Consider the following 20,891-nt stretch of genomic DNA (forward strand, 5'->3'; position numbering starts at 1 on the left):
ATCCAGTATTTTGAGAGTTTTTCAGTTTTTTTTCATAAAAATGCTTGAAAAAAAACGATTGACTCTCATATCGAATAACAAGCAAATCCCCTTTACCGAAAAGCATATGAGGGGGATTCACAAAATTTTAGAGGAACACATCAAATGGCGAAAATTATTGGTATTGACTTAGGTACTACCAACTCATGTGTTGCTGTACTTGAAGGCGACAAAGTAAAAGTAATTGAAAACGCAGAAGGCGCACGTACAACTCCATCGATTATTGCATATAAAGATGGCGAAATCTTAGTTGGTCAAAGCGCTAAGCGTCAGGCTGTAACAAACCCGAAAAATACATTATTCGCAATCAAGCGTTTAATCGGTCGTCGTTACGAAGATCAAGCAGTACAAAAAGACATCGGTCTTGTACCATACAAAATCATCAAAGCTGACAATGGTGATGCTTGGGTTGAAGTAAACGATAAGAAACTTGCACCTCAACAAATCTCTGCTGAAATCTTGAAAAAGATGAAAAAAACTGCAGAAGACTATTTAGGTGAAACAGTAACTGAAGCAGTCATCACTGTTCCTGCTTACTTCAACGATGCACAACGTCAAGCAACTAAAGATGCAGGTAAAATTGCAGGTCTTGATGTTAAACGTATCATCAACGAACCAACTGCTGCGGCACTTGCGTTCGGTATGGACAAAAAAGAAGGCGATCGTAAAGTTGCTGTTTACGACTTAGGTGGTGGTACTTTTGACGTATCGATCATTGAAATCGCAGACTTAGATGGCGACCAACAAATCGAAGTATTGTCGACTAACGGTGATACATTCCTTGGTGGTGAAGACTTTGACAACGCATTGATCGAATTCTTGGTTGAAGAGTTCAAAAAAGAGCAAAGCGTAAACTTGAAGAATGATCCACTTGCGTTGCAACGTTTGAAAGAAGCTGCTGAAAAAGCAAAAATTGAGCTTTCTTCTTCTAACGCAACTGAAATCAACCTTCCATACATCACTGCTGATGCGACTGGTCCTAAACACTTAGTGATCAACGTAACTCGTGCAAAACTTGAAGGTTTAGTTGCTGACTTAGTTGCTCGTACGATTGAGCCTTGCCGTATCGCGCTTAAAGATGCTGGTCTTTCGACTTCTGAAATCTCTGACGTAATCTTGGTCGGCGGTCAGTCTCGTATGCCAATGGTTCAACAGAAAGTTCAAGAATTCTTCGGTAAAGAGCCACGTAAAGACGTGAACCCTGACGAAGCTGTAGCGATTGGTGCTGCGATTCAAGGTGCGGTATTGTCTGGTGACAAAAATGACGTTCTTTTATTAGACGTAACACCTTTAACTTTAGGTATCGAAACAATGGGCGGCGTATTAACTCCGATCATTGAGAAAAACACCACGATTCCTGCGAAGAAATCTCAAGTGTTCTCTACTGCTGCTGATAACCAGCCTGCCGTAGACATTTCGGTTTACCAAGGTGAACGTAAAATGGCTCAACAAAACAAATTGTTGGGTAACTTCCAATTAGGCGATATCCCACCTGCTCCACGTGGCGTACCGCAAATTGAAGTATCATTCGACATTAACGCTGACGGTATCTTAAAAGTATCTGCAAAAGATAAGAGCACTGGTAAAGAGCAATCAATCCAGATCAAAGCAAACTCAGGTTTGTCTGATGCTGAAATCGAAGCAATGATCAAAGATGCTGAAGCAAATGCTGAAGAAGATCGTAAGTTTGAAGAACTTGCTAAAGCACGTAACGAAGCTGATGCATTAATTTCAAGCTCACAAAAAGCGGTTAAAGATCTTGGTGAACAAGTAACTGCTGAAGAAAAAACGGCGGTTGAAACGGCGGTTTCTGAACTTGAAGCAGCAACAAAAGAAAATGATGTTGATGCAATCAAAGCGAAAACTGAAGCGTTACAAAACATCTTGATGCCTATTACACAACGTGCTTATGAGCAAGCTCAACAAGCAGGTGGTGGCGCTGAAGGTTTTGATCCAAATGCATTCCAAGGTGGTGATGCGGGTCAACAACAAAAAGCGGACGATGGCGTTGTAGATGCTGAGTTCACAGAAGTAAAAGATGACAAAAAATAATTTGTCTCTTTAAAAAAGACCGCGCGAAAGCGCGGTTTTTTATGCTTTAAGATTGATCACTTTGATCAAAATACAGCTCACCCAAAATCGGCATAAACAAAGGGATTACACCACAGGCTTTAATTTCTTCAATAAACTCAGGAATATTCACCCCGGGCAATAACTGAGGTGGTGCATCAATCGGCGTGACCATCGTATCCCAATGACATGGAATGATATATTTCGGCTTCAATAGCCTCACAACGTCTTTGACATAATTAGGGCGATATTTCCGTCCAATCGCGCATAAACACACAATATCAGCTTGCTTCGTTTGTAATTCCTGCTCAATAAAATCCGCCGAATCAATATGTACAATGCTTAAATGTCCTGTATCAATCCACCAATTAAATACCTGTCCATGCTTCAAATGGTGAAACTTAGGTGGATAAGGCGGAGGTATGGTCATATCTCCCGGTAATGGAACACGACCAAACAAGGCCTTACCATGGATTGATGGCAAGCCAACAACTTGCCATTTGCCACAATTAATAATTTCTCTCCCTTTTGTTTGAAGCATTTGCTGTTCAGATAACCCTGCTGAGCGTGCATACATCATGGTGGCCTGAGAACCAATTAAGCGTGCTCCTGTTTGTTTACAAACCTCAGGTGCATCAAGAATATGATCATAATGTGCATGACCAATTAGCACATCATCGGCATGGGGGATATATTTGCGGACTAAAGAAGGATCACTCAATAAAGGCTGCGTAAAGGTCTGTCTTAAATTCGGACGACAGATAAATGGATCTAAAACCAAAGTACGATACTGATCTGAAAGGATAAATCCAGCAGTTCCCAAATATTTGATTTTTAAATTTTTAATGTTTTCCTCAGCAGGAGAATCTGCTGTCCATTCAGTATCAGGCGCTTTCAGTAAATATTTCAGCATCTCTATTCCTTGAATTTCTTTTATATCCTTCGTTATTGCTTTTTAATATCCAAAATGCATCTGTATTTTTCAGTATCGTCCTATTTTGCTATATTGATTTAGATTGCTTATATTTGAACATATCTTCACCTTTAGAATAATCTTTATTCTATGTCGAGAAAAACAAAATAAAATGATTCGTTTTTTTACTATTCTTGGACTGGTATTTTTTCTGTTATGGTCAGGCTATCAGACGCATCAACATCCGCAACTCAAGTTCAATTCACTTTTAGATCGTATTACTCATCCTTTTGATACACGTTTGCGTTATAGAATCGTTGATGTTGATCCTCGTTTTAAACTCACAACAGAACAAGTGAAACAACTGAGCGTGCAAGCCACACAAATTTGGAAAGATGGAACTGGTCAAGATTACTTCGTCTATGATCCAAATGCACAATTAGCTATCCATTTTATATACGATGAGCGTCAAATTGAAAGTGAACAACGCCGAGAACATTTGAGCCAGCTCGAAACAGGTCAACAACAATGGCTGGATAAGAAGCAACGACTTGATCAAACTGAACAGGAAATTCTGAATAATAAACAGTTTCTCGATTTAAAACAGCAACAACTCAATCAACAAATTCAGCAATATAATCAAGAGCAACTGATCGCTCAACAACGCCCTGCATCCATAGTTGATCGGGACTATTTTCAACGAAGACAACAAGCCTTACAGGACAATATTCAACAAGTACAGCAAGAAATCACCCAATACAATCAGAAAATTAGCACTTTGAATCAGCAAGTTGATGAATTAAATCAATTAAACCAACAGCTTGATCAGTCTGTTCACCAATATAAACAACGCTTTCAACCACATTTATTTCATAAAGGGTTATTTAATGGTAGAGAAATTCTAATCTATGAATTTGAATCCGAAGATGATCTACGCTTAACGCTCGCGCACGAGTTAGGTCATGCTCTTGGGCTACAACATGCAAATGATCCAGCCGCGCTCATGTACCCATTAATGAAAGATCAAAATGCTGAAAATTTTCGCCTGACCCAAGCTGATCGTGAGCTTTTAATCAACCGATAGCATGGATAAAAGTGAAAGCTTTAACTAAAAAGTGAAGTATTTCTCACTCTTTATTTTGCTTACAAAAAAACAACAAAAGTGATTTTTATTGATTTCCTTCTGTTTTTCTACACTTTCAGCCAATCAATAAACTACAAGATTATGATTTGTATCATTTTATTTAGAATAAAAAGACATAATATATTCCATCTCAGTTTTATTTTGTTGTGTTATTCACAGCATTCATTTTTTTATTTTATGGAAAAAAGTCACACTTTTAAACCTTGTTTATTAAGTAGATAGCGTTTTGACGGCAAAATAATATTGCTCAAAAATAAACCTTATTTGGGGGAGTTTGGCTCATGCGCAAACAAGGTTTAGCCGTTATAGTTGCATGCTTATGCATGGGTCTACCCAATCTAAGCTATGCCCAAAATGCATCACATACAGCGGGTTCACATACACATGAATCTATGCAAATGCCATTGCATTACCGAATTGCCGACATTGACCCACGCTTTAATTTAGATAGCCAACAAGTTTTGGAGCTTACACAGCAAGCTGCGAAAATTTGGGAACAAGAAACAGGACAAAAAAACTTTGTTTATGATCCACAAGCTGAATTTACGATTAACTTTGTTTACGATGAACGCCAACAACATAGTAAAAATCGTGTAGAGAACTTAGATCAGCTCAATCAACAACAACAACAATGGGAAAATCAAAGGCTACAACTACAACAAGTGAAAGATGAGATCCAGAAAATGACGGCGCTCATAGCAAGTAAGCAAACCCAACTGACCTCTCAGTTTCAACAATATAACGCTGATGTACAACGCTTTAATCAACTTCGCTCTTCGTCTAAGCAAATGGCTGACCAGCTCGCACAACGCCAACAAGAACTACAACTTCAATCCAATTCTTTAAAGCAAGAAATAGCTCAACATAAACAAAAAACTCAACAGTTAAACCAAGCAATTCAAAGCCTAAATCAAAATAATAAACAATTAGTGTTATCAGCAAATCAATTTAACAAAAACTTTCAACCTCGTTTATTTCATAAAGGCCATTTCAACGGTAAACAAATCTATATTTATGAATTTACGTCTAAAGAAGATTTACGCTTAACACTGGCTCATGAACTCGGACATGCGCTCGGTTTAGAACACACTGATGATCCAACGTCTATCATGTATCCAGTCATTCAAAAACAGAACTTACAAAAGTTTGAACTCACCAAAGCCGATCAAGAACTGGTACGTGCGATGAATTAAATAATAAGTCATCGCACGACTGTTCGTTAAACGAAATTTTTCACCAAACGGTATATTTATTGAACAAATAAACATTTATTTTACGTGAAAAATAAAATATTAATAAATTTTCAAATTCACATAAAATACTAAAAAATTCGATGTGTATAATTCAAAATAAATGACTGTGTTTCATGTAAATTTCGTCTAATTCATAATCAATACTCGAATTTATGTTCAATATTTCTATAAATCCATTTATCTTTATTTTATGGAAATATTGTATAAATTGATGAATTACTCTCTTTTTTATAAGTTTGACTACTAAACATATCTGATTAAAATACGTCCTTTTTCAATTTTATCTCCCTGTATGTACCCCTTTATTTTTATGTTGGCTACATGTTTTTTCATGCTGCTCTCTCCTTCAGCTTTAGCTAAAGTTTCTTCTAGTTCAGCATCTCCTCAGATTCGCTACAGTACAGAGAATCCTTTACGCTATCGAATCGCAGAGCTAGACCCGCGCTTAAATCTCAACAAACAACAAGTAATCGAGCTAAGCCAACAAGCTGCCGCAATCTGGTCAAAAGACACAGGACAAAACTATTTTGTTTATGATCCTTCAGCAACATTTGTCATAAATTTAGTATTTGATCAACGTCAGATACGCAGTATAAAACGCGCTGAGAATTTACATCAATTAGAAAAACAGCAACAAATTTGGCTCGATCAGAACCAACAATTACAGATACTTAAACAGCAACTGCGCTATGCTGATACACAATTAGAATTACAAAAAACCGAATACCAAGCACAAGCGAAATCCTATCAAACCGCTATAGAACAACTGAATGCTGCTCACTCTAAAAAGACATTGGCAAAAAAATTGCAAAAGCAACAACACGCACTTGAAAGTCAAAGCCAGCTTTTACAAGCACGTATCTATGATTACAATCTAAAAGTGCAACAACTTCAAAAACAATCCGAAAAATCTAATCAATTACGTCAGCAACTCGTTCAGTCAGTCGATGAATTTAACCAGACATTTAAGCCACAAGTACTCCATAAAGGACAGTTTGATGGTAAGCAGATTTTTATTTATGAGTTTTCATCACTGGATGATCTACGCCTCACTTTAGCTCACGAGTTTGGTCATGCTTTAGGTCTGAAACATACTCAAGACCCAAAATCTTTAATGTATCCAAGAATTAAAGAACAGGATGCTAAAGACTTTCAGCTGACCAATACCGATTTAAAACTGTTAGGCTTAGCTGACTAAATTTAGTAGATAAATCAACTAAATTATAGAGATGATGTTTTTAAACTTAGGTAACAAGAATGGGTCGCTTATTTTGTTTTTTTCATGCTATTGTGTTGATAAAACATCATCTTAGTCTTAATGGAGAACAACATGAGTTACTATCATATTCTCATCGAAGTGAGCGACCATATCAGTACGATTGAGCAAACTCGTGATGTTGAAATCATGGACATCCAAGACATTAGTCCATATCTCCATTCTATTTTAATTCCTTATTTTAATGAGCAAGAGGTTGAGCTCGAGGATGAAAATGTTGGTTATGATGAAATTCTACATTTAGAAGTAAAACAAACTTTATTACCGATTGAACATTTAATTGAAGAAGAACAAAAACAACTCCCAAGCGATACTGATGTCACCATTTCAGCTTATGAAATCTTTAATGATCGCGATCTAAGTCAAGATGTGACTGCCGTCATTTTTGATATTTTAGAAGCAGTTAAACTCGACGCTGCACCTTAAAATAAAAAGGTCTGCTTATGCAGACCTTTTTATCATCTCTTAGATTTATTGCATCATTTCTTTTGCCTGTTCTTGGCGGAAAGCTTGCAAGATTTGTTGTCCTGCACGGCCTGTTGGATTTAAGCCTAAACGAGTTTGTTCTTGGCGAATCGCTTGACGACTTTTATCACCAATCAATCCATCTACAGCACCAATATCGTAGCCACGTTTAATTAAAAACTGTTGAATTTCACGACGTTCCGCACGAGAAGTCCCTGCATCATCGGTTGGCCAAGCCGTTAAAAATGGTGTCCCACCTTTCAAACGATCTGATAAATGTGCAATCGCTAAACCATAACTTTCTGCTGCATTATAGCTGTAAATCGCGTCAAAATTTTTAAATACCAAAAAGACTGGCCCACTTGCTCCTGCTGGCGCAATCAATCCCGCTGGTGTACTGCCAGATAAATTTCCTTGAATTAAAGCGGTGCCATCTGCACGCGTTACACCTTGTGCAATCCAATGATTTAATGATTTTTTATTACGACGACTTTCACCTGAAATCGACATCCCTTGTGGAATTTTAACCTCGAAGCCCCATGGCATTCCCGTTTGCCACCCTGCTCTTTTTAAAAAATTCGCTGTCGATGCCAATGCATCTGTGGTACTTGAAACCAGATCACGGCGACCGTCACCATCAAAATCAACCGCTAAACGCTCATAAGTTGATGGCATAAATTGGGTGTGCCCAAATGCACCCGCCCACGAACCATATAATTGATCTTGTGTTAAATCACCGCGTTGTAAAATACGCATCGTCGCAAAAAATTCACCACGGAAATAACTTTGACGGCGGCCTTCACAACTCAAAGTACCTAGTGCTTGTAATAAAGGATATTTACCAGAAATATCACCATAGTTACTTTCCACACCCCAAACGGCCACAACCGTTTCAGCAGGTACACCATAGGTCTGCTCTATCCGTCGAAGCACATCGCGATGTTGTGCAAGTTTTTGCTGTCCAGCTTGAACACGCTCGTTATCAACCAGACCCGATAAATAGTCCCAGATCGCCGTAGAAAACTCAGGCTGATAATTTAATTTATCAATGACGGAATAATCAGGCGTTAAATTTTGCGTGTAACGATCATAAGTCGCACCCGATACGCCAGATGAAATGGCTTGGGAACGCAAATTGGCAATACATGCTTGGAAATTTGAGTTTGGTGAATAAGTACTGTTAGATAGTGCTGTTGTTGTCGGCGCTGACACCGTTGCACCATTAATAACAAGCTCTGCATGAGCTTGGTTGAAAAAAGCAAATAAGGCAGTGCCTATAAAAAAAGAAAAATGTTGTTTCATGTCTAAAACCAGAATTTTTAAATTTAAATTTCTCCCTCACCATAACATGCCACTCCCAGATGTATAGTTTGGAAACGTAAATTTGAATTCATTTCTTGTCTTTTGAATTTAAAACACAACTTTTAAATTCATAATTCGATCTAATTTTTAAATTCAAAATAAAACACCCTCTATTTTTGAATTTAAAAACGCAAACTCGTAGCCCAACTCATTTGAATTCAAATTCAGGATCATACTTTAAATTCAAAATTGTAAATAAAAGTTATCCACAAGCTCAATTCTCCATACTTTTTAAATTTAAAAATACACAGCCACAGTCAGGCTAGTTTTAAATTCAAAATAATCACACATAAAAAAAGCTTAATGAAGTTAACCCCACTAAGCTTTTATTCAACGCTAGCTATAGCTAATCAATCAAACTCAATACAGGACATTTAAAAGGAGCCTTACTCCCTTTACCCTGTACTGCTCTATAAGTCAGTGCTTTTAAATTATGGCGATGCGGTAAATTTTCAGGCAATACAATATCCCAAACCAAGCCCAAATTGTTTAAAGCATTTAAAGCCCACCAGCCAGGATCAGGTTGATTCTCATAGATCCCCAAAATTGCTGATTCAGGATAAGCATGATGGTTGTTATGCCATGATTCACCCATGGTAATATAAGAAGCCCATTTCACATTATGTCCTTGAACCGCAGCACCCACCACCTCATTGTCCATTTCTCCATGATTATGAGCAAAATAACCAATCAACCAATGCCCCGTCACAGAAACAACAATACGCGCAGAAATCCCCCAAATGACCCATGCAAAACCACCACAAATAAATAAAAGAATTGCCAATGGAAGCTGTTGCATCATCCACGTTCTTTCCATAAATTGATAAATCCAATTATCTTTCAAATGAGATTCAGGCCTAAACACAGGTGGATGCTTTAACTTAAGGTCACAATGTAATTGCCACCAACCATCCTTGATAATACGTTCACCATGGCGTAAATAAGAATGGCATTGCTTTTGTCTTTGTGCCCAGTCTCTTAAGTCATGGGTATGCACCATCCCAAATGGTCCAGCCAAGCCAACCAATACACCTAGATGAACTAAAAAATATTCTAGCCATTTTGGGCACTTATAGCTGTCATGAATCAATTTACGATGCATTCCCAAAGAATGCCCAAAACACAAAGTAAAAGCAGTCGTTAATATAAATACCAATAGTGCATCCAAAGAAAAAGTTAACGCACCACCAATCAATGCAATCACCAAATGACTAAATACCCATAACGATTTTAAAGGTGACCACCGTACCTCACCATCCATCGCACTGGTTAAAGGGCTCTGCATTTTTATTCGAGCAATTTCAATTTTTTCAGACATCAAACCCTCCCACAGGCTTAGCCAACTTTTTTATTTAGAATCTTTTTTATCTATTTGTTATAGCGATTATCCCAAAGTAAGTAAATCACTGTTTTCTTTTATACAATTCCAAATAAGACAACTCAACATCAACCACACACAGAATAACAACTCAGGTCGGTTTTAAATTCAAATCAGACCTTTTATTTTAAATTCAAAATCCACAATCAAGTTATCCACAACCCTTATTTCTCAGATTTTTAAATTTAAAAATCAATCTGCAATAAAAAAACGATCCGAAGATCGCTTTTTTTACGGCATTGTGGATAAGTTTAGAGACTCATATCAGCCGTCAATGCTAAAGGTACAGGTAAAATCTGTGCTAATTGACGGCATAGACCTGTTAAATCATCAGAATTATTTGGCATCAAGGTAATATGGCCTAACTTGCGCCCAGTACGCTCTGACTTATTATAGAGATGTAAATGTGCACCTTGTAGCGCCAATACATCTTCAGATTTTGGATGTTGACCAATAATATTGATCATCACTGTTGGGCGAACTACATCGGTTGAACCTAAAGGTAAACCCGCCACAGCGCGGATATGATTTTCAAATTGCGAACAAATTGCACCTTCGATCGACCAATGACCTGAGTTGTGTACACGACATGCCATTTCATTGGCATATAAACCTTGCTCAGTCACAAATAACTCGAGTGTAAGAACACCGACATAATTTAAGTGGTTCAACAAACGGGTAATATAATCTTGCGCAACAGGTTGCAGATCTGTGCTATTTGGCGCAGGTACAATCGAGTGTGACAAGATCCCATTATGGTGGTGGTTTTCAGCGAGTGCCCAAGTTTTGACATCACCATCTTGACCACGAACCGCAATAATCGAAACTTCACGACTGAATTTTACAAAACTTTCAGCGATCAAGCTTTTCGCTGGACCAAGTTCAGCCCACGCTGTATCAATCTGATCTTCTGAACGAAGCACAAATTGACCCTTGCCATCGTAGCCACCTGTCACCGTTTTCAGCACGATTGGTAAACCTAGATCAGCCACCGCTTGTTTTAAGCTATCTAAGCTATCCACAGCACGATACGGCGCAACAGGAATATTCAATTCATCAAATAAAGATTTCTCAGCCAAACGATTCTGAGCAGTTGCCAAAGCAAGGCGAGGAGGGTGCAGCGTCTTGGTTTGTGTCAAAACATCTACATCAGCCACAGGGGTATTTTCAAACTCAAGGCTGAAAACATCCGCACTGGCAATAAAATCCTGTAAACCTTGCTCAGTTTTGCTTGAAAAAACTGGACCTAGAATCGCAGCTGGGCATTCAGTTTCCGCTTCAAAAAAGCTGCATTGAATATTAAGAGGCAATGCTGCTTGCGCCATCATGCGTCCAAGTTGACCGCCACCAAAAATGCCAATGGTTTTATTCATGATCAGCTCCGTTAAACTTGACCAGGAATGTTATTGCCTGACACTTTTTCGGTTTGAGCAGTACGGAAGTCAGCAACATTTTTAGCAATTTCAGGACGCGTTAAACCTAAGATTTGCGCTGCCATAATCGCAGCATTGGTCGCACCTGCTTGACCAATCGCTAATGTTCCTACTGCAATACCAGCAGGCATCTGTACGATTGAAAGCAATGAATCAACGCCATTTAAAATTGAAGATTTAACAGGAACACCAAGTACAGGTAAATCAGTTTTAGCTGCACACATACCCGGTAAATGCGCTGCACCGCCAGCACCCGCAATAATCACTTGAATACCACGATCACGTGCTGTTTCAGCATATTCAAACAAACGATCTGGTGTACGGTGCGCAGAAACCACTTCAGCTTCGAAAGGTACACCCAATTGTTTGAGCATATTTGCAGTATGTTCGAGTGTTGCCCAATCCGATTGAGAACCCATGATAATCCCGACTAAAGGTTGGCTATCTGTTGCGACCGCATTCATTGGCTTTTCCAAAACATGATAAAAATAGAGAAGTATCTCGACTTGCGCCAAGCACGAAGGAAGAAATTGGCAAATATTATAGCGTTTTTTTCAATCATCCCCAACAAAAGAACGCTGCGAATGATGTTGAATCAAATTAGCTTTGATTGCGGAAAACAAAGTAGACACAGCCCAATAGACAGAACATCGCCCAGACGTAATCTAGCTTGAATGGTTGTTTGAATAGAAAAATCATAAAGGGGACGAAGACGATCAGCGTTACCACTTCTTGGGTGATTTTCATCTCACCCAAACTCCAGCCATTTGCATTGAGCAGTTTGGTTGCTGGAATCATAAAACTATATTCAAGTAGGGCAATACTCCATCCAAATAAAATGGCTTGCCAAAGAGGTGCATGATGCAAAAATTTTAAATGCCCGTACCATGCTAAAGTCATAAAACAATTGGAAATGATAAGAAAGCATAGAGCTATAAGAGTCGGACTCAATTGTATTTACTCTAAAAATTTTGTAATAATTTTATAGTAAAATCCATTTTTGAATAAGATTTGAGAAGCACAAGAATTATGAAAAAGTTATTTCTATTAACTATTCTACTGTTTTCGATGAGCAAAAACCACGCGATAGAATTAGATTTAGATAACCAAAATGAAGCTCTATCTGATTTAGCAAAAATGTTCTATAGTGAAAAAAATGACCCTGTATATCATTTTGAATCCTTAGATCCTCAAAAACTAGATTATTCTTTAGAAAGTTTAAAATTTATCGATAAATATTTGTCAGATTTAAAGAAAAATAATTTAGATCAAATCTCTGATGACCAAAGATTTAAAACTATTCTACGTACAGGTGCATATGTAGGAGAAACGATCAGAAAAAATGATAAAAATAGAAATTGGTATTGGATTGATTATGAGACAGCGAAGGAGTTAAATCCTGAACTTTTTAATAATTTAGATCACTCAATTGAACTTGCAGCAATACTAACAGATGGTGAACGTTTCATCTTTCCACTAAATAAAGTTGTTAAATTTCTAAAAAATGGTGAAGAGGATAGCTTATATTTTTTTGCGACTACAACGATGAAATTTTAACACTTCTCGCTTAAACTTTAAGTGAAAAAACAACAACGAATTTTGACTATCTTTTCACTGCAAGCCTTGCTATCGTTGCGATTGATTTTTATTGATAATGACAAATACAGACACCAAGTTGTGCTGTATCAAAAGCAGTGGAGTAGGCGAGTTATGCATCTGCATATTTTGGGTATTTGTGGCACATTTATGGGGTCTCTGGCTCTATTAGCACGAGATTTAGGACATAAAGTCACAGGTTCAGATGCCAATGTTTATCCGCCAATGTCTACCCAACTCGAAAATGCAGGTATTGAACTAATGCAGGGCTACGATCGTAGCCATTTACAACCCCATCCTGATCTCGTGATTGTCGGTAATGCCATGAAACGTGGTATTGATGCCGTTGAATACATGCTTAATGAAGGTCTACCTTATATTTCAGGCCCGCAGTTCTTGGCTGACCATGTTTTACAAGGCAAACATGTACTCGGTGTTGCTGGTACTCATGGTAAAACCACAACGACCACGATGTTAGCTTGGGTACTCGATCAAGCAGGTTTAAATCCTGGATTTTTGATTGGTGGCGTACCGCTTGGTTTTAGCGAAAGCGCACGTTTAGGTGGTGGCAAATACTTCTGTGTAGAAGCAGATGAATATGATTCTGCGTTCTTTGATAAACGCTCTAAATTCGTTCACTATCATCCTAAAACTGCGATTTTAAATAACCTTGAATTTGACCACGCTGACATTTTTGATGATCTTGCTGCAATTCAAAAACAATTCCATCACCTCGTGCGTACTATTCCAAGTGAAGGCCGTATTATTGCGCCAATCACTGAAACTAATATTGATGAAGTACTGCAGCAGGGCTGTTGGACGCCTGTAGTTCGTACTAGCCTTGAGCCAAATGATCAAGCGGCTTTATCTGCTGAACTGATCAGTGCCGATGGTAGCCACTTTAAAGTATTAGAACAGGGCAACGTGGTTGGCGAAGTACAATGGAATATGACAGGACAGCATAGCGTTGCTAATGCATTAGCCACTATAGCAGCGGCTCAGCATGTCGGTGTTAGCCTTGAGCAAGCTTGCGAAGCCTTATCTAACTTTGGTGGTGTGAAGCGTCGCATGGAGCTTTTGGGAACGGTTCGTGGTATCGAAGTCTATGATGATTTTGCTCATCACCCAACTGCCATTGAAACGACTTTAGACGGTGCACGTAAACGCTTAGGTGAACGTAAGCTGTGGGCGATTATCGAGCCTCGTTCAAACACCATGCGTATGGGCAGCCATAAAGATGGTTTGGCACATTCGGCGCGTTTAGCCGATGAAGTGATTTGGTATCAACCAGAGGGCTTGGATTGGGATTTACAACCTATCATCTCTGCTTCATCAAACAAAGCCGAAGTCAGTCGCTCACTGGATGACATTATTGCTCGTGTAGTCAATGAAGCAGGTGAGGGTGATGCTGTAGTGATTATGTCGAATGGTGGTTTTGGTGGATTGCACCAAAAGTTGATTACGGCTTTATCTTAATCGAGCTTTTCATAATTTTAGAACGGTATTCACTATCGTGACAGGCGGCATGGATGCCGCCCGTTGGACTGTGGTATAGGGATATACCATCAGTCCAACAAAAGATTTTTGTTACTTTTCATCTTTGAAAAGTAAGGAAATGCCTATATCCAAATATGTTAATGATTCAGCTTATATTATGAGGCTGTGAAATCTTGCCAATTAGAGATATATCTAATCCATTTTAATGGCAATCAACTCAATTTATTCACAAGTTTCAAAGGCAAAATCTTCATTGCAATGCCCATTGGCAGCCACGGCCACTGCGGTACATAGGCCTTCACAGGTTCTTTCTCAATCGCTTTCACCAACGCCTTAGACCCTGTTTTCTCATCCACCTCAAACGGTAACTTCTTCGCACCTTCATTTAGCTCAGTACGAATATAACCAGGGAAAATCGTCGAGACTTTGATTGGTGTATGCAACAACTCGGCACGAATGCCCTCTGCCAAATGCGCGACAGCTGCTTTACTCGCAGCATAAGTCGATAAATGCTTTGGCAAGCCACGCATCGCACTCATCGAAGAAATGACTACCAAGTGCCCTTTATTTTGTGCCCTAAAGATTTCAATCGCTGCTTCACACTGCGCCAACGCCGAAATAAAGTTGGTTTCCGCTGTAGCACGATTTACGTCAAAATGACCTTTACCAATACGGCGACCGTCACCTATACCAGCATTGACAATAATGCGATCAATACTGCCAAATTCTTGCTGGAAAGCTTTGAAAACCGTAAAGACATCATCGTAATGAGTCACATCAAGCGTCTTAATTTTGACCTGAATAGAAAACTGACTTTGCAGCTCTTGTTGTAATGCTTCTAAACGTTCCAAACGTCGTGCACACAACGCCAGATTGTAGCCTTTGGCAGCAAACTCTCTTGCCATACCTGCACCTAAACCTGAACTTGCACCTGTAATTAAAATTGTCTTTGCCATGCCTGCCACCTATTTTTATTTAAATCCATGTTAAAAGTTCAGCATCACGTGCTTTTAAATAATGATGCTCATTAAAGCTGAGTAATTGCAACCGACCATCTACCCAACGCAGTGTTGTGACGCTGGCGTTAGCAATCGACCAATTCAATGCAAAAATCTGTTTCGCATTCAACCCCAAGACTTTGCCCACAGCCACAGAAATGACTCCACCTGAGCTAAATACTACGGCTTGCTTGTATCCTGTTACATCAATGTTGGCACAAAGGTTTTGCAAAGCCGTTTCTACACGTGCCTGAAAGGCTAACCATGTTTCATGATATTCATGGTCATATTGCTCTCCAATCCAGCGGTCAATCGCGCCATCAAAAATTTTAGCCAGATAGGCACGTGGATTGGTAACTTGAGCGACATCTTGCTTCAATAATTCAGGTTGATTAAAACGCGGCTCGTACTGAGCAAACACATGCTGATGATCAAACTCATTCCAAGCAGACTCTGTTTGCACCACAATGTCTTGAAAACTCTGAGCCAGAGCCAACTGCGCGGTTTGCTGATGACGCTGCATTGATCCTGCAATCACGAGAGGAGTATGTTTTAGTGTTGATTGAAAGAAATCACCTACCACCTGTGCTTGCTGCTCACCTTTAGCAGATAGTAGATCATAGCTCGCAGCTCCAAACGAGGCTTGCCCATGTCGCACTAAATAAATCGTGCTCATCGTTTTAAAATATCCTGTAATTTTGCTGCATATTCAGGGATTAATTGCTGTGCTTCTACATTATTTTCTGCGATGAGTTTTAATGCTCGAATATGTAAAGCCTGAATCATAATCCAAAAATCTTTAAAAGCTGGATTATCGGTTTGTTGATGGTAATAACGATAATAAATTTGCTGAGCAATCACGGCTAAACGGAATAAACCAAACACTTCATAAAATGCCCAGTTCGTCGACTGTAAGCCTGTTTTTTCCAGATAGTAATCGACCACTTGCTGACGCGTCAGCATTCCTTTTAAGTTAGTCGGCTGACGACGGCTGGATTTCATCAGTGCGTCATCATCGTCTTGAATCCAATAGGCGAGGGCACTGCCCAAATCCATTAAGGGATCACCCAACGTTGCCATTTCCCAATCCAGTACACCAATCACTTTTGTTGGATGTTGCGGATCTAAAATGACATTATCAAAGCGCCAATCATTATGAATCACACAAGTTTTAGAGTCGGCAGGGATGTGCTCCTGTAGCCATTGGCGTACAAAAGCAAAATCAGGCACATTCGGCGTTAATGCTTTTTGATAACGTGTATCCCAGCCTTCAACCTGACGGCGGCAATAACCTTCACCTTTGCCAAGTTTTTCCAGTTCTGTACCTTGATAAGGCACTTGATGCAACTCAATCAATTTATCCAAAACATTGAGACAAAGCTGCTGCACTTGCGGTTCATCCAGTTGTAATTCTTTAGGCAAATTGGCACGCGGGATAATGCCTTCAATTCGCTTCATCACATAGAAATCACAACCAATGACATGTTCATCTTGGCACAATGCAAGCATTTCAGGCAGGACAGGGTAGAAAGGTGCAAGATACTTTTGCACATGGTATTCACGAGCCATGTCATGTGCTGATTTTGCCTTTGTACCTTTCGGTGGGCGGCGTAAAATCAAATCGATATTGTCATATTCAAGACGATAGGTCCAATTCGATGCGCCTCCTGAATATTGGGTTACCTGTGCTTGACCTTGCAAGATGATACCCTGATTTTTCAACCACCTTTCAACCGCCGAAATATCCAGTTCTTCACCGTGACGAACTTGCGCACCCACATCAATTACTGTCATTTGCTTATATCCTTATCCGCGACCATAACCACGTTTTTTTAACTCTAATTTAGCAATCATGCCTTTATGCACTTCATCAGGTCCATCGGCTAAACGTAAACTGCGCGCTTGATTAAAAAATGCAGTCAGTGGAGTGTCTCGTGACACACCCTCACCACCGTGAATTTGAATCGCCATATCAACGACATTTTGCAACACAGTTGGCGCAACCACTTTGATCGCTGAAATCTCAGTTAACGCTGCCATATTGCCTAGAGTATCCATTTTATAAGCTGCATACAGGGTCAATAACCGAGCTTGGTCGATTTGCACACGAGCATCCGCTACACGTTCCAAGTTACCCCCGAGTTTAAGAATTTCTTTCCCAAATGCTTTACGTGACATGCCTCGATCAATCATCAACTCTAGCGCTTTTTCTGCTGCGCCTATACAACGCATACAGTGATGAATCCGTCCAGGTCCTAAACGCCCTTGGGCAATCTCAAAGCCTTGTCCTGCACCACCGATAAAGTTACTGACAGGCACACGCACATTGTCAAAATTGACCTGCCCATGTCCATGTGGTGCATCATAATCACCAAATACAGTAAGCATTCGTTCAATGCTGACACCTTGAGTATCAATAGGCACCAGTACCATTGAGTGCTGATGATGACGATCTTTGCTTGGATCTGGCGTATAGGCCATGAAAATGATCACTTTCGCATTCGGATCACCTAAACCTGACGACCACCATTTACGCCCATTCAGGACGATTTCATTACCCTCAATCACAGCCGTTGCTTGCATATTGGTCGCATCGCTCGATGCAACCGCAGGTTCAGTCATACAGAACACTGAACGAATTTCAGCATTCAATAGAGGGTGCAACCATTGTTGTTTCTGCTGTTCGCTACCATAGCGCCATAACACTTCCATATTGCCGCTATCGGGTGCATTACAGTTAAAAACGGTCGGCGCAAGTAAACTACGTCCTGTGAGTTCGGCAATATGTGCGTATTCCTGCACAGATAAACCTACGCCGAGTTCTGCATCAGGCAAAAACATATTCCATAAGCCAGCTGCTTTGGCTTTCGCTTTGAGTTGTTCAAGTTGAGCTGGCCATTGCCATTTGGTCCAATCACTATCGACATTTAAACGATGTGTTTCATCCCAAAATGCTTTTTCTATTGGTTCTATTTCTTGTTGGATAAATGCCTGTGCGCGAGCAATAAAATCCTGTGCACGTTCAGATAATGCAAACATTATCATCTCCCTAAATGAAAAATTTGGCGAAAAACACTTCGCTGCTTTACATCACCATAAGCGAATATTTATTATGAATGAAATGATTTTATTTTATTCAAAACTATGAATCAGATTCATAATACAACCCCATTAGAAGTGGGAAATTTTCATCGTATTGATATTAATTTATACCCACTTTTCATCGCGATTTTTGAACAAAAAAGCATTTCCAAAGCGGCGCAATTACTCTGTATCAGCCAATCTGCGGTTAGCCATGCATTACAGCGATTACGTACACAACTACAAGATGAACTGTTTGTTCGCAGCGGACAAAAAATGCTGCCAACGCCGTATGCTGAGCAAATTTATCAACCAATTCAAAATGCACTGCTCACGATTCAGAATATTGCAATTCCACAGCAAGACTTTGTACCAAGCATGCTGCAAAGCATTAAAATTGCCATACATGATGAAATTGAACCAATTATTTTTCCGCAATTGGTTCATCATTTTGCTCAACTCAATCTTGATATTCAGTTTCTGAGTTCTAAGTTAGATCGTAAAAATATGCTGGCTGATTTATCAGCTCAACAAATTGATTTTGTGATTGATCTGGTGCAACCGTATCAAGCCAATTTACAGTTTGAAAACTTAATTGATGATCATTTTGTGGTGTGTACACAGCAAATGCAGATGGATTTATCACACTATCTCTCCGCACCACATATCGGTGTATCATCAAGGCGCACAGGCTTATTGCTTGAAGATATTTATCTCAATCGTCAGCAACTGTCGCGGCAAATTTTCTTGCGCTGTCAGCATTATTCCACGGCGCTACAAGTGCTTGCCCAATACCCCGATGCAATTCTAACCATTCCACAAAGTATCCTTAAACATCTGCATTATGCAGAAAATTTAAATATTCATCCGCTACCCATCGAATTACCTAAAATTAAGATGGGCATGTATTGGCATGACACAGTTCGGCACAATCCTCGTCATCAGTTTCTTCGAAACGAAATTTTGAAAGTTTTTGAGCCAACCAATTTAGCGCATTAAAACGCTAAACTTGGTTTTAGTTCGAATGAAGAAGAACTTTAATGCGTTGTAATGCTTAGCTCATCATCACAATTCATCAAATACACTTTAGAAATCATCAGCCGAAGAATATATATAACTGCCATTGCAAAAACGATATAGCCAATATCAGCAAATAAAAAAGGAATCGAAAACAGGATCAATACAGTAATTGGATAAACCCAACGCCTCCATCCTGATAAATAAAACGCCTCATAAAACAGCCAAATATAAGTGCTGTATACCGCCAAACTGGCCGCAATAATTAATCCCATCATTTGGCTTGAAATATGTGCATGTTGTATTGAAACATCAACCGCGGCAGCTAAAGCAGCACCTAATACAGCAATACTGATAAAGATAAAAAAGTGGCCATAGCCCCATAAAAACGGCTGCACACCACGGCGTTGATGGTGATGATGACTACGATCAAAATAGACCCACCACATCGCAAACATCATCAATAAACCGCCAATAATTAAAAATACTTCTTGGTAATTGATCACACGATTCGAAAAGGCTTCCTGTGTAGCGGCAAAACTGCCAATGATGGATTCGCCTAATACAATAATGGTCAGTAGCCCATAACGTTCGACAATATGATGTGGATGCCATGGCGTGGTTGCATGCTTTTCTGCATAAAAAGGAACGGCTAATTCAAAAAAGACCAGAATAAGAAATAACCACGTAGTCATGTGAATAGAGCTAAAATTACCAATCAGCCAGCCTAACTGAACCAACACGATACCGATTGCATAACGATAAGCAGTCACTTTGCGCTCGGGATCATGCTTTGCCACACGTATCCATTGAGTGACTAAAGCCAATCGCATAATCACATAACCAATGATAATCACATCGAAATTGTGTTGTTGAAAAACGGCTGGAATCCCAGCTGCCATCACTAATGACCCCGCGATTTGCACAAAAGTAAGACAACGATAAAGCGTGTCATCATTGTCATACGCCGAAGCAAACCACGTGAAATTCATCCATGCCCACCACAGAGCAAAAAACACCATACAATAGGTCGGCAGAGCATGCCATAAATGCCCCTCAACCATGGCATGATGTAGTTGCTGCCCAGCAGTCGCAATGGCAACAACAAAAATAAGGTCAAATAAAAGCTCTAACGGGGTAGCAGCACGATGTGCTTCTTCAGGGTCACGAGGGGCAAACAATTTCAGGGGTTTATTTAGTATTTTTTCAGCACTCATTTCTTATTTCTCAAAACAAAATAAAGCTCTTCACGTATAACTTAATCGATCTGGGCTGTTTTACCTATTGCTTCGATCATACAAAAATCATGTTTAAAATTTATGCGTTGAACATTTGCTTAAATAGATTATTTGTGTAATTCTACGCACAT

The 20,891-nt window shown here is 39.4% G+C and carries 19 protein-coding genes; 8 read left to right on the plus strand and 11 right to left on the minus strand.

The features are described from left to right. Nucleotides 1-144 precede the first annotated feature (144 nt). Nucleotides 145-2,091: a molecular chaperone DnaK gene (dnaK, locus tag F959_RS16155; RefSeq protein ID WP_004882189.1), complete on the plus strand. Its 1,947-nt coding sequence runs from the start codon at nucleotides 145-147 to the stop codon at nucleotides 2,089-2,091. Between the two features lie 46 nt (nucleotides 2,092-2,137). Here dnaK and F959_RS16160 read toward each other — a convergent pair whose 3' ends face one another. Further along, nucleotides 2,138-3,022 carry an MBL fold metallo-hydrolase gene (locus tag F959_RS16160; RefSeq protein WP_004882190.1) on the minus strand — a complete coding sequence of 295 codons (885 nt, stop codon included), beginning with the start codon at nucleotides 3,020-3,022 and terminating at the stop codon, nucleotides 2,138-2,140. Nucleotides 3,023-3,194: 172 nt separating this feature from the next. Between F959_RS16160 and F959_RS16165 the strand changes: the two genes are divergently transcribed. The 4 genes from F959_RS16165 to F959_RS16180 all read left to right on the plus strand — a co-directional run bounded on the left by F959_RS16165 (nucleotide 3,195) and on the right by F959_RS16180 (nucleotide 7,121). After that, nucleotides 3,195-4,106: a matrixin family metalloprotease gene (locus tag F959_RS16165; protein WP_004882191.1), complete on the plus strand. Its 912-nt coding sequence runs from the start codon at nucleotides 3,195-3,197 to the stop codon at nucleotides 4,104-4,106. Between the two features lie 341 nt (nucleotides 4,107-4,447). After that, nucleotides 4,448-5,359 (plus strand): matrixin family metalloprotease, encoded by a 912-nt coding sequence (locus F959_RS16170; RefSeq protein ID WP_004882192.1) that lies wholly within the window; start codon nucleotides 4,448-4,450, stop codon nucleotides 5,357-5,359. 352 nt (nucleotides 5,360-5,711) lie between these two features. Continuing rightward, nucleotides 5,712-6,617 (plus strand): matrixin family metalloprotease, encoded by a 906-nt coding sequence (locus F959_RS16175; protein WP_029424913.1) that lies wholly within the window; start codon nucleotides 5,712-5,714, stop codon nucleotides 6,615-6,617. A gap of 120 nt (nucleotides 6,618-6,737) precedes the next feature. Then, the gene (locus F959_RS16180; protein ID WP_165593500.1) at nucleotides 6,738-7,121 is read left to right on the plus strand and encodes a hypothetical protein; all 384 of its coding nucleotides are present in this window, start codon (nucleotides 6,738-6,740) and stop codon (nucleotides 7,119-7,121) included. A 45-nt stretch (nucleotides 7,122-7,166) separates the two neighbouring features. On the opposite strand, the gene F959_RS16185 is transcribed toward F959_RS16180, so the two are convergent. The 5 genes from F959_RS16185 to F959_RS16205 all read right to left on the minus strand — a co-directional run bounded on the left by F959_RS16185 (nucleotide 7,167) and on the right by F959_RS16205 (nucleotide 12,290). Next, nucleotides 7,167-8,462 (minus strand): lytic murein transglycosylase, encoded by a 1,296-nt coding sequence (locus F959_RS16185; protein ID WP_004882196.1) that lies wholly within the window; start codon nucleotides 8,460-8,462, stop codon nucleotides 7,167-7,169. A 406-nt stretch (nucleotides 8,463-8,868) separates the two neighbouring features. Next, nucleotides 8,869-9,840, minus strand: a complete 972-nt coding sequence (locus F959_RS16190; protein ID WP_004882198.1) for an acyl-CoA desaturase — start codon at nucleotides 9,838-9,840, stop codon at nucleotides 8,869-8,871. Between the two features lie 311 nt (nucleotides 9,841-10,151). After that, a complete protein-coding gene (locus tag F959_RS16195) occupies nucleotides 10,152-11,273 on the minus strand; it encodes a 5-(carboxyamino)imidazole ribonucleotide synthase (protein ID WP_004882200.1) in 1,122 nt (373 codons plus the stop codon). Between the two features lie 11 nt (nucleotides 11,274-11,284). After that, nucleotides 11,285-11,797 carry a 5-(carboxyamino)imidazole ribonucleotide mutase gene (gene purE / locus F959_RS16200; protein ID WP_004882201.1) on the minus strand — a complete coding sequence of 171 codons (513 nt, stop codon included), beginning with the start codon at nucleotides 11,795-11,797 and terminating at the stop codon, nucleotides 11,285-11,287. Nucleotides 11,798-11,933: 136 nt separating this feature from the next. Then, entirely contained in the window at nucleotides 11,934-12,290 is a 357-nt protein-coding gene (locus tag F959_RS16205; protein WP_264653411.1) for a DMT family protein, read from the minus strand. A 72-nt stretch (nucleotides 12,291-12,362) separates the two neighbouring features. On the opposite strand from F959_RS16205, the gene F959_RS16210 reads away from it, so the two are divergent. Continuing rightward, nucleotides 12,363-12,890 carry a hypothetical protein gene (locus F959_RS16210; protein WP_004882205.1) on the plus strand — a complete coding sequence of 176 codons (528 nt, stop codon included), beginning with the start codon at nucleotides 12,363-12,365 and terminating at the stop codon, nucleotides 12,888-12,890. A 153-nt stretch (nucleotides 12,891-13,043) separates the two neighbouring features. After that, complete coding sequence (gene mpl, locus F959_RS16215; RefSeq protein WP_004882207.1) at nucleotides 13,044-14,405, plus strand: UDP-N-acetylmuramate:L-alanyl-gamma-D-glutamyl-meso-diaminopimelate ligase; 1,362 nt, start codon at nucleotides 13,044-13,046, stop codon at nucleotides 14,403-14,405. A 233-nt stretch (nucleotides 14,406-14,638) separates the two neighbouring features. Here the strand turns inward: mpl and F959_RS16220 are convergent, their stop codons facing one another. The 4 genes from F959_RS16220 to F959_RS16235 are packed head-to-tail and all read right to left on the minus strand — an operon-like array spanning nucleotide 14,639 to nucleotide 18,463. Next, a complete protein-coding gene (locus F959_RS16220; RefSeq protein ID WP_004882209.1) occupies nucleotides 14,639-15,382 on the minus strand; it encodes an SDR family oxidoreductase in 744 nt (247 codons plus the stop codon). Between the two features lie 19 nt (nucleotides 15,383-15,401). Then, nucleotides 15,402-16,100, minus strand: a complete 699-nt coding sequence (locus F959_RS16225; protein ID WP_004882210.1) for a histidine phosphatase family protein — start codon at nucleotides 16,098-16,100, stop codon at nucleotides 15,402-15,404. Continuing rightward, the gene (locus tag F959_RS16230) at nucleotides 16,097-17,218 is read right to left on the minus strand and encodes a phosphotransferase family protein (protein ID WP_004882211.1); all 1,122 of its coding nucleotides are present in this window, start codon (nucleotides 17,216-17,218) and stop codon (nucleotides 16,097-16,099) included. Before F959_RS16230 ends, F959_RS16225 begins: the two co-directional genes overlap by 4 nt. A 12-nt stretch (nucleotides 17,219-17,230) precedes the next feature. Continuing rightward, complete coding sequence (locus F959_RS16235; protein WP_004882212.1) at nucleotides 17,231-18,463, minus strand: acyl-CoA dehydrogenase family protein; 1,233 nt, start codon at nucleotides 18,461-18,463, stop codon at nucleotides 17,231-17,233. 105 nt (nucleotides 18,464-18,568) lie between these two features. Between F959_RS16235 and F959_RS16240 the strand changes: the two genes are divergently transcribed. Continuing rightward, nucleotides 18,569-19,504: a LysR family transcriptional regulator gene (locus F959_RS16240; protein ID WP_004882215.1), complete on the plus strand. Its 936-nt coding sequence runs from the start codon at nucleotides 18,569-18,571 to the stop codon at nucleotides 19,502-19,504. 38 nt (nucleotides 19,505-19,542) lie between these two features. On the opposite strand, the gene F959_RS16245 is transcribed toward F959_RS16240, so the two are convergent. After that, a complete protein-coding gene (locus F959_RS16245; RefSeq protein ID WP_004882216.1) occupies nucleotides 19,543-20,739 on the minus strand; it encodes a low temperature requirement protein A in 1,197 nt (398 codons plus the stop codon). Nucleotides 20,740-20,891 lie beyond the last annotated feature (152 nt).

This window comes from Acinetobacter venetianus RAG-1 = CIP 110063 (genome assembly GCF_000368585.1).
Lineage (GTDB): Bacteria > Pseudomonadota > Gammaproteobacteria > Pseudomonadales > Moraxellaceae > Acinetobacter > Acinetobacter venetianus.

What these genes read in the sequence shown, in the direction of transcription:
- F959_RS16180 (WP_165593500.1), top strand. Translation starts at nt 6,738, where the DNA reads ATGGAGAACAACATGAGTTACTATCATATTCTCATCGAAGTGAGCGAC.
- F959_RS16240 (WP_004882215.1), top strand. Translation starts at nt 18,569, where the DNA reads ATGAATCAGATTCATAATACAACCCCATTAGAAGTGGGAAATTTTCAT.
- F959_RS16235 (WP_004882212.1), bottom strand. Translation starts at nt 18,463, where the DNA reads ATGTTTGCATTATCTGAACGTGCACAGGATTTTATTGCTCGCGCACAG.
- F959_RS16230 (WP_004882211.1), bottom strand. Translation starts at nt 17,218, where the DNA reads ATGACAGTAATTGATGTGGGTGCGCAAGTTCGTCACGGTGAAGAACTG.
- F959_RS16225 (WP_004882210.1), bottom strand. Translation starts at nt 16,100, where the DNA reads ATGAGCACGATTTATTTAGTGCGACATGGGCAAGCCTCGTTTGGAGCT.
- F959_RS16170 (WP_004882192.1), top strand. Translation starts at nt 4,448, where the DNA reads ATGCGCAAACAAGGTTTAGCCGTTATAGTTGCATGCTTATGCATGGGT.
- F959_RS16210 (WP_004882205.1), top strand. Translation starts at nt 12,363, where the DNA reads ATGAAAAAGTTATTTCTATTAACTATTCTACTGTTTTCGATGAGCAAA.
- F959_RS16190 (WP_004882198.1), bottom strand. Translation starts at nt 9,840, where the DNA reads ATGTCTGAAAAAATTGAAATTGCTCGAATAAAAATGCAGAGCCCTTTA.
- mpl (WP_004882207.1), top strand. Translation starts at nt 13,044, where the DNA reads ATGCATCTGCATATTTTGGGTATTTGTGGCACATTTATGGGGTCTCTG.
- F959_RS16185 (WP_004882196.1), bottom strand. Translation starts at nt 8,462, where the DNA reads ATGAAACAACATTTTTCTTTTTTTATAGGCACTGCCTTATTTGCTTTT.
- purE (WP_004882201.1), bottom strand. Translation starts at nt 11,797, where the DNA reads ATGAATGCGGTCGCAACAGATAGCCAACCTTTAGTCGGGATTATCATG.
- F959_RS16175 (WP_029424913.1), top strand. Translation starts at nt 5,712, where the DNA reads ATGTACCCCTTTATTTTTATGTTGGCTACATGTTTTTTCATGCTGCTC.
- F959_RS16160 (WP_004882190.1), bottom strand. Translation starts at nt 3,022, where the DNA reads ATGCTGAAATATTTACTGAAAGCGCCTGATACTGAATGGACAGCAGAT.
- F959_RS16195 (WP_004882200.1), bottom strand. Translation starts at nt 11,273, where the DNA reads ATGAATAAAACCATTGGCATTTTTGGTGGCGGTCAACTTGGACGCATG.
- dnaK (WP_004882189.1), top strand. Translation starts at nt 145, where the DNA reads ATGGCGAAAATTATTGGTATTGACTTAGGTACTACCAACTCATGTGTT.
- F959_RS16220 (WP_004882209.1), bottom strand. Translation starts at nt 15,382, where the DNA reads ATGGCAAAGACAATTTTAATTACAGGTGCAAGTTCAGGTTTAGGTGCA.
- F959_RS16165 (WP_004882191.1), top strand. Translation starts at nt 3,195, where the DNA reads ATGATTCGTTTTTTTACTATTCTTGGACTGGTATTTTTTCTGTTATGG.
- F959_RS16245 (WP_004882216.1), bottom strand. Translation starts at nt 20,739, where the DNA reads ATGAGTGCTGAAAAAATACTAAATAAACCCCTGAAATTGTTTGCCCCT.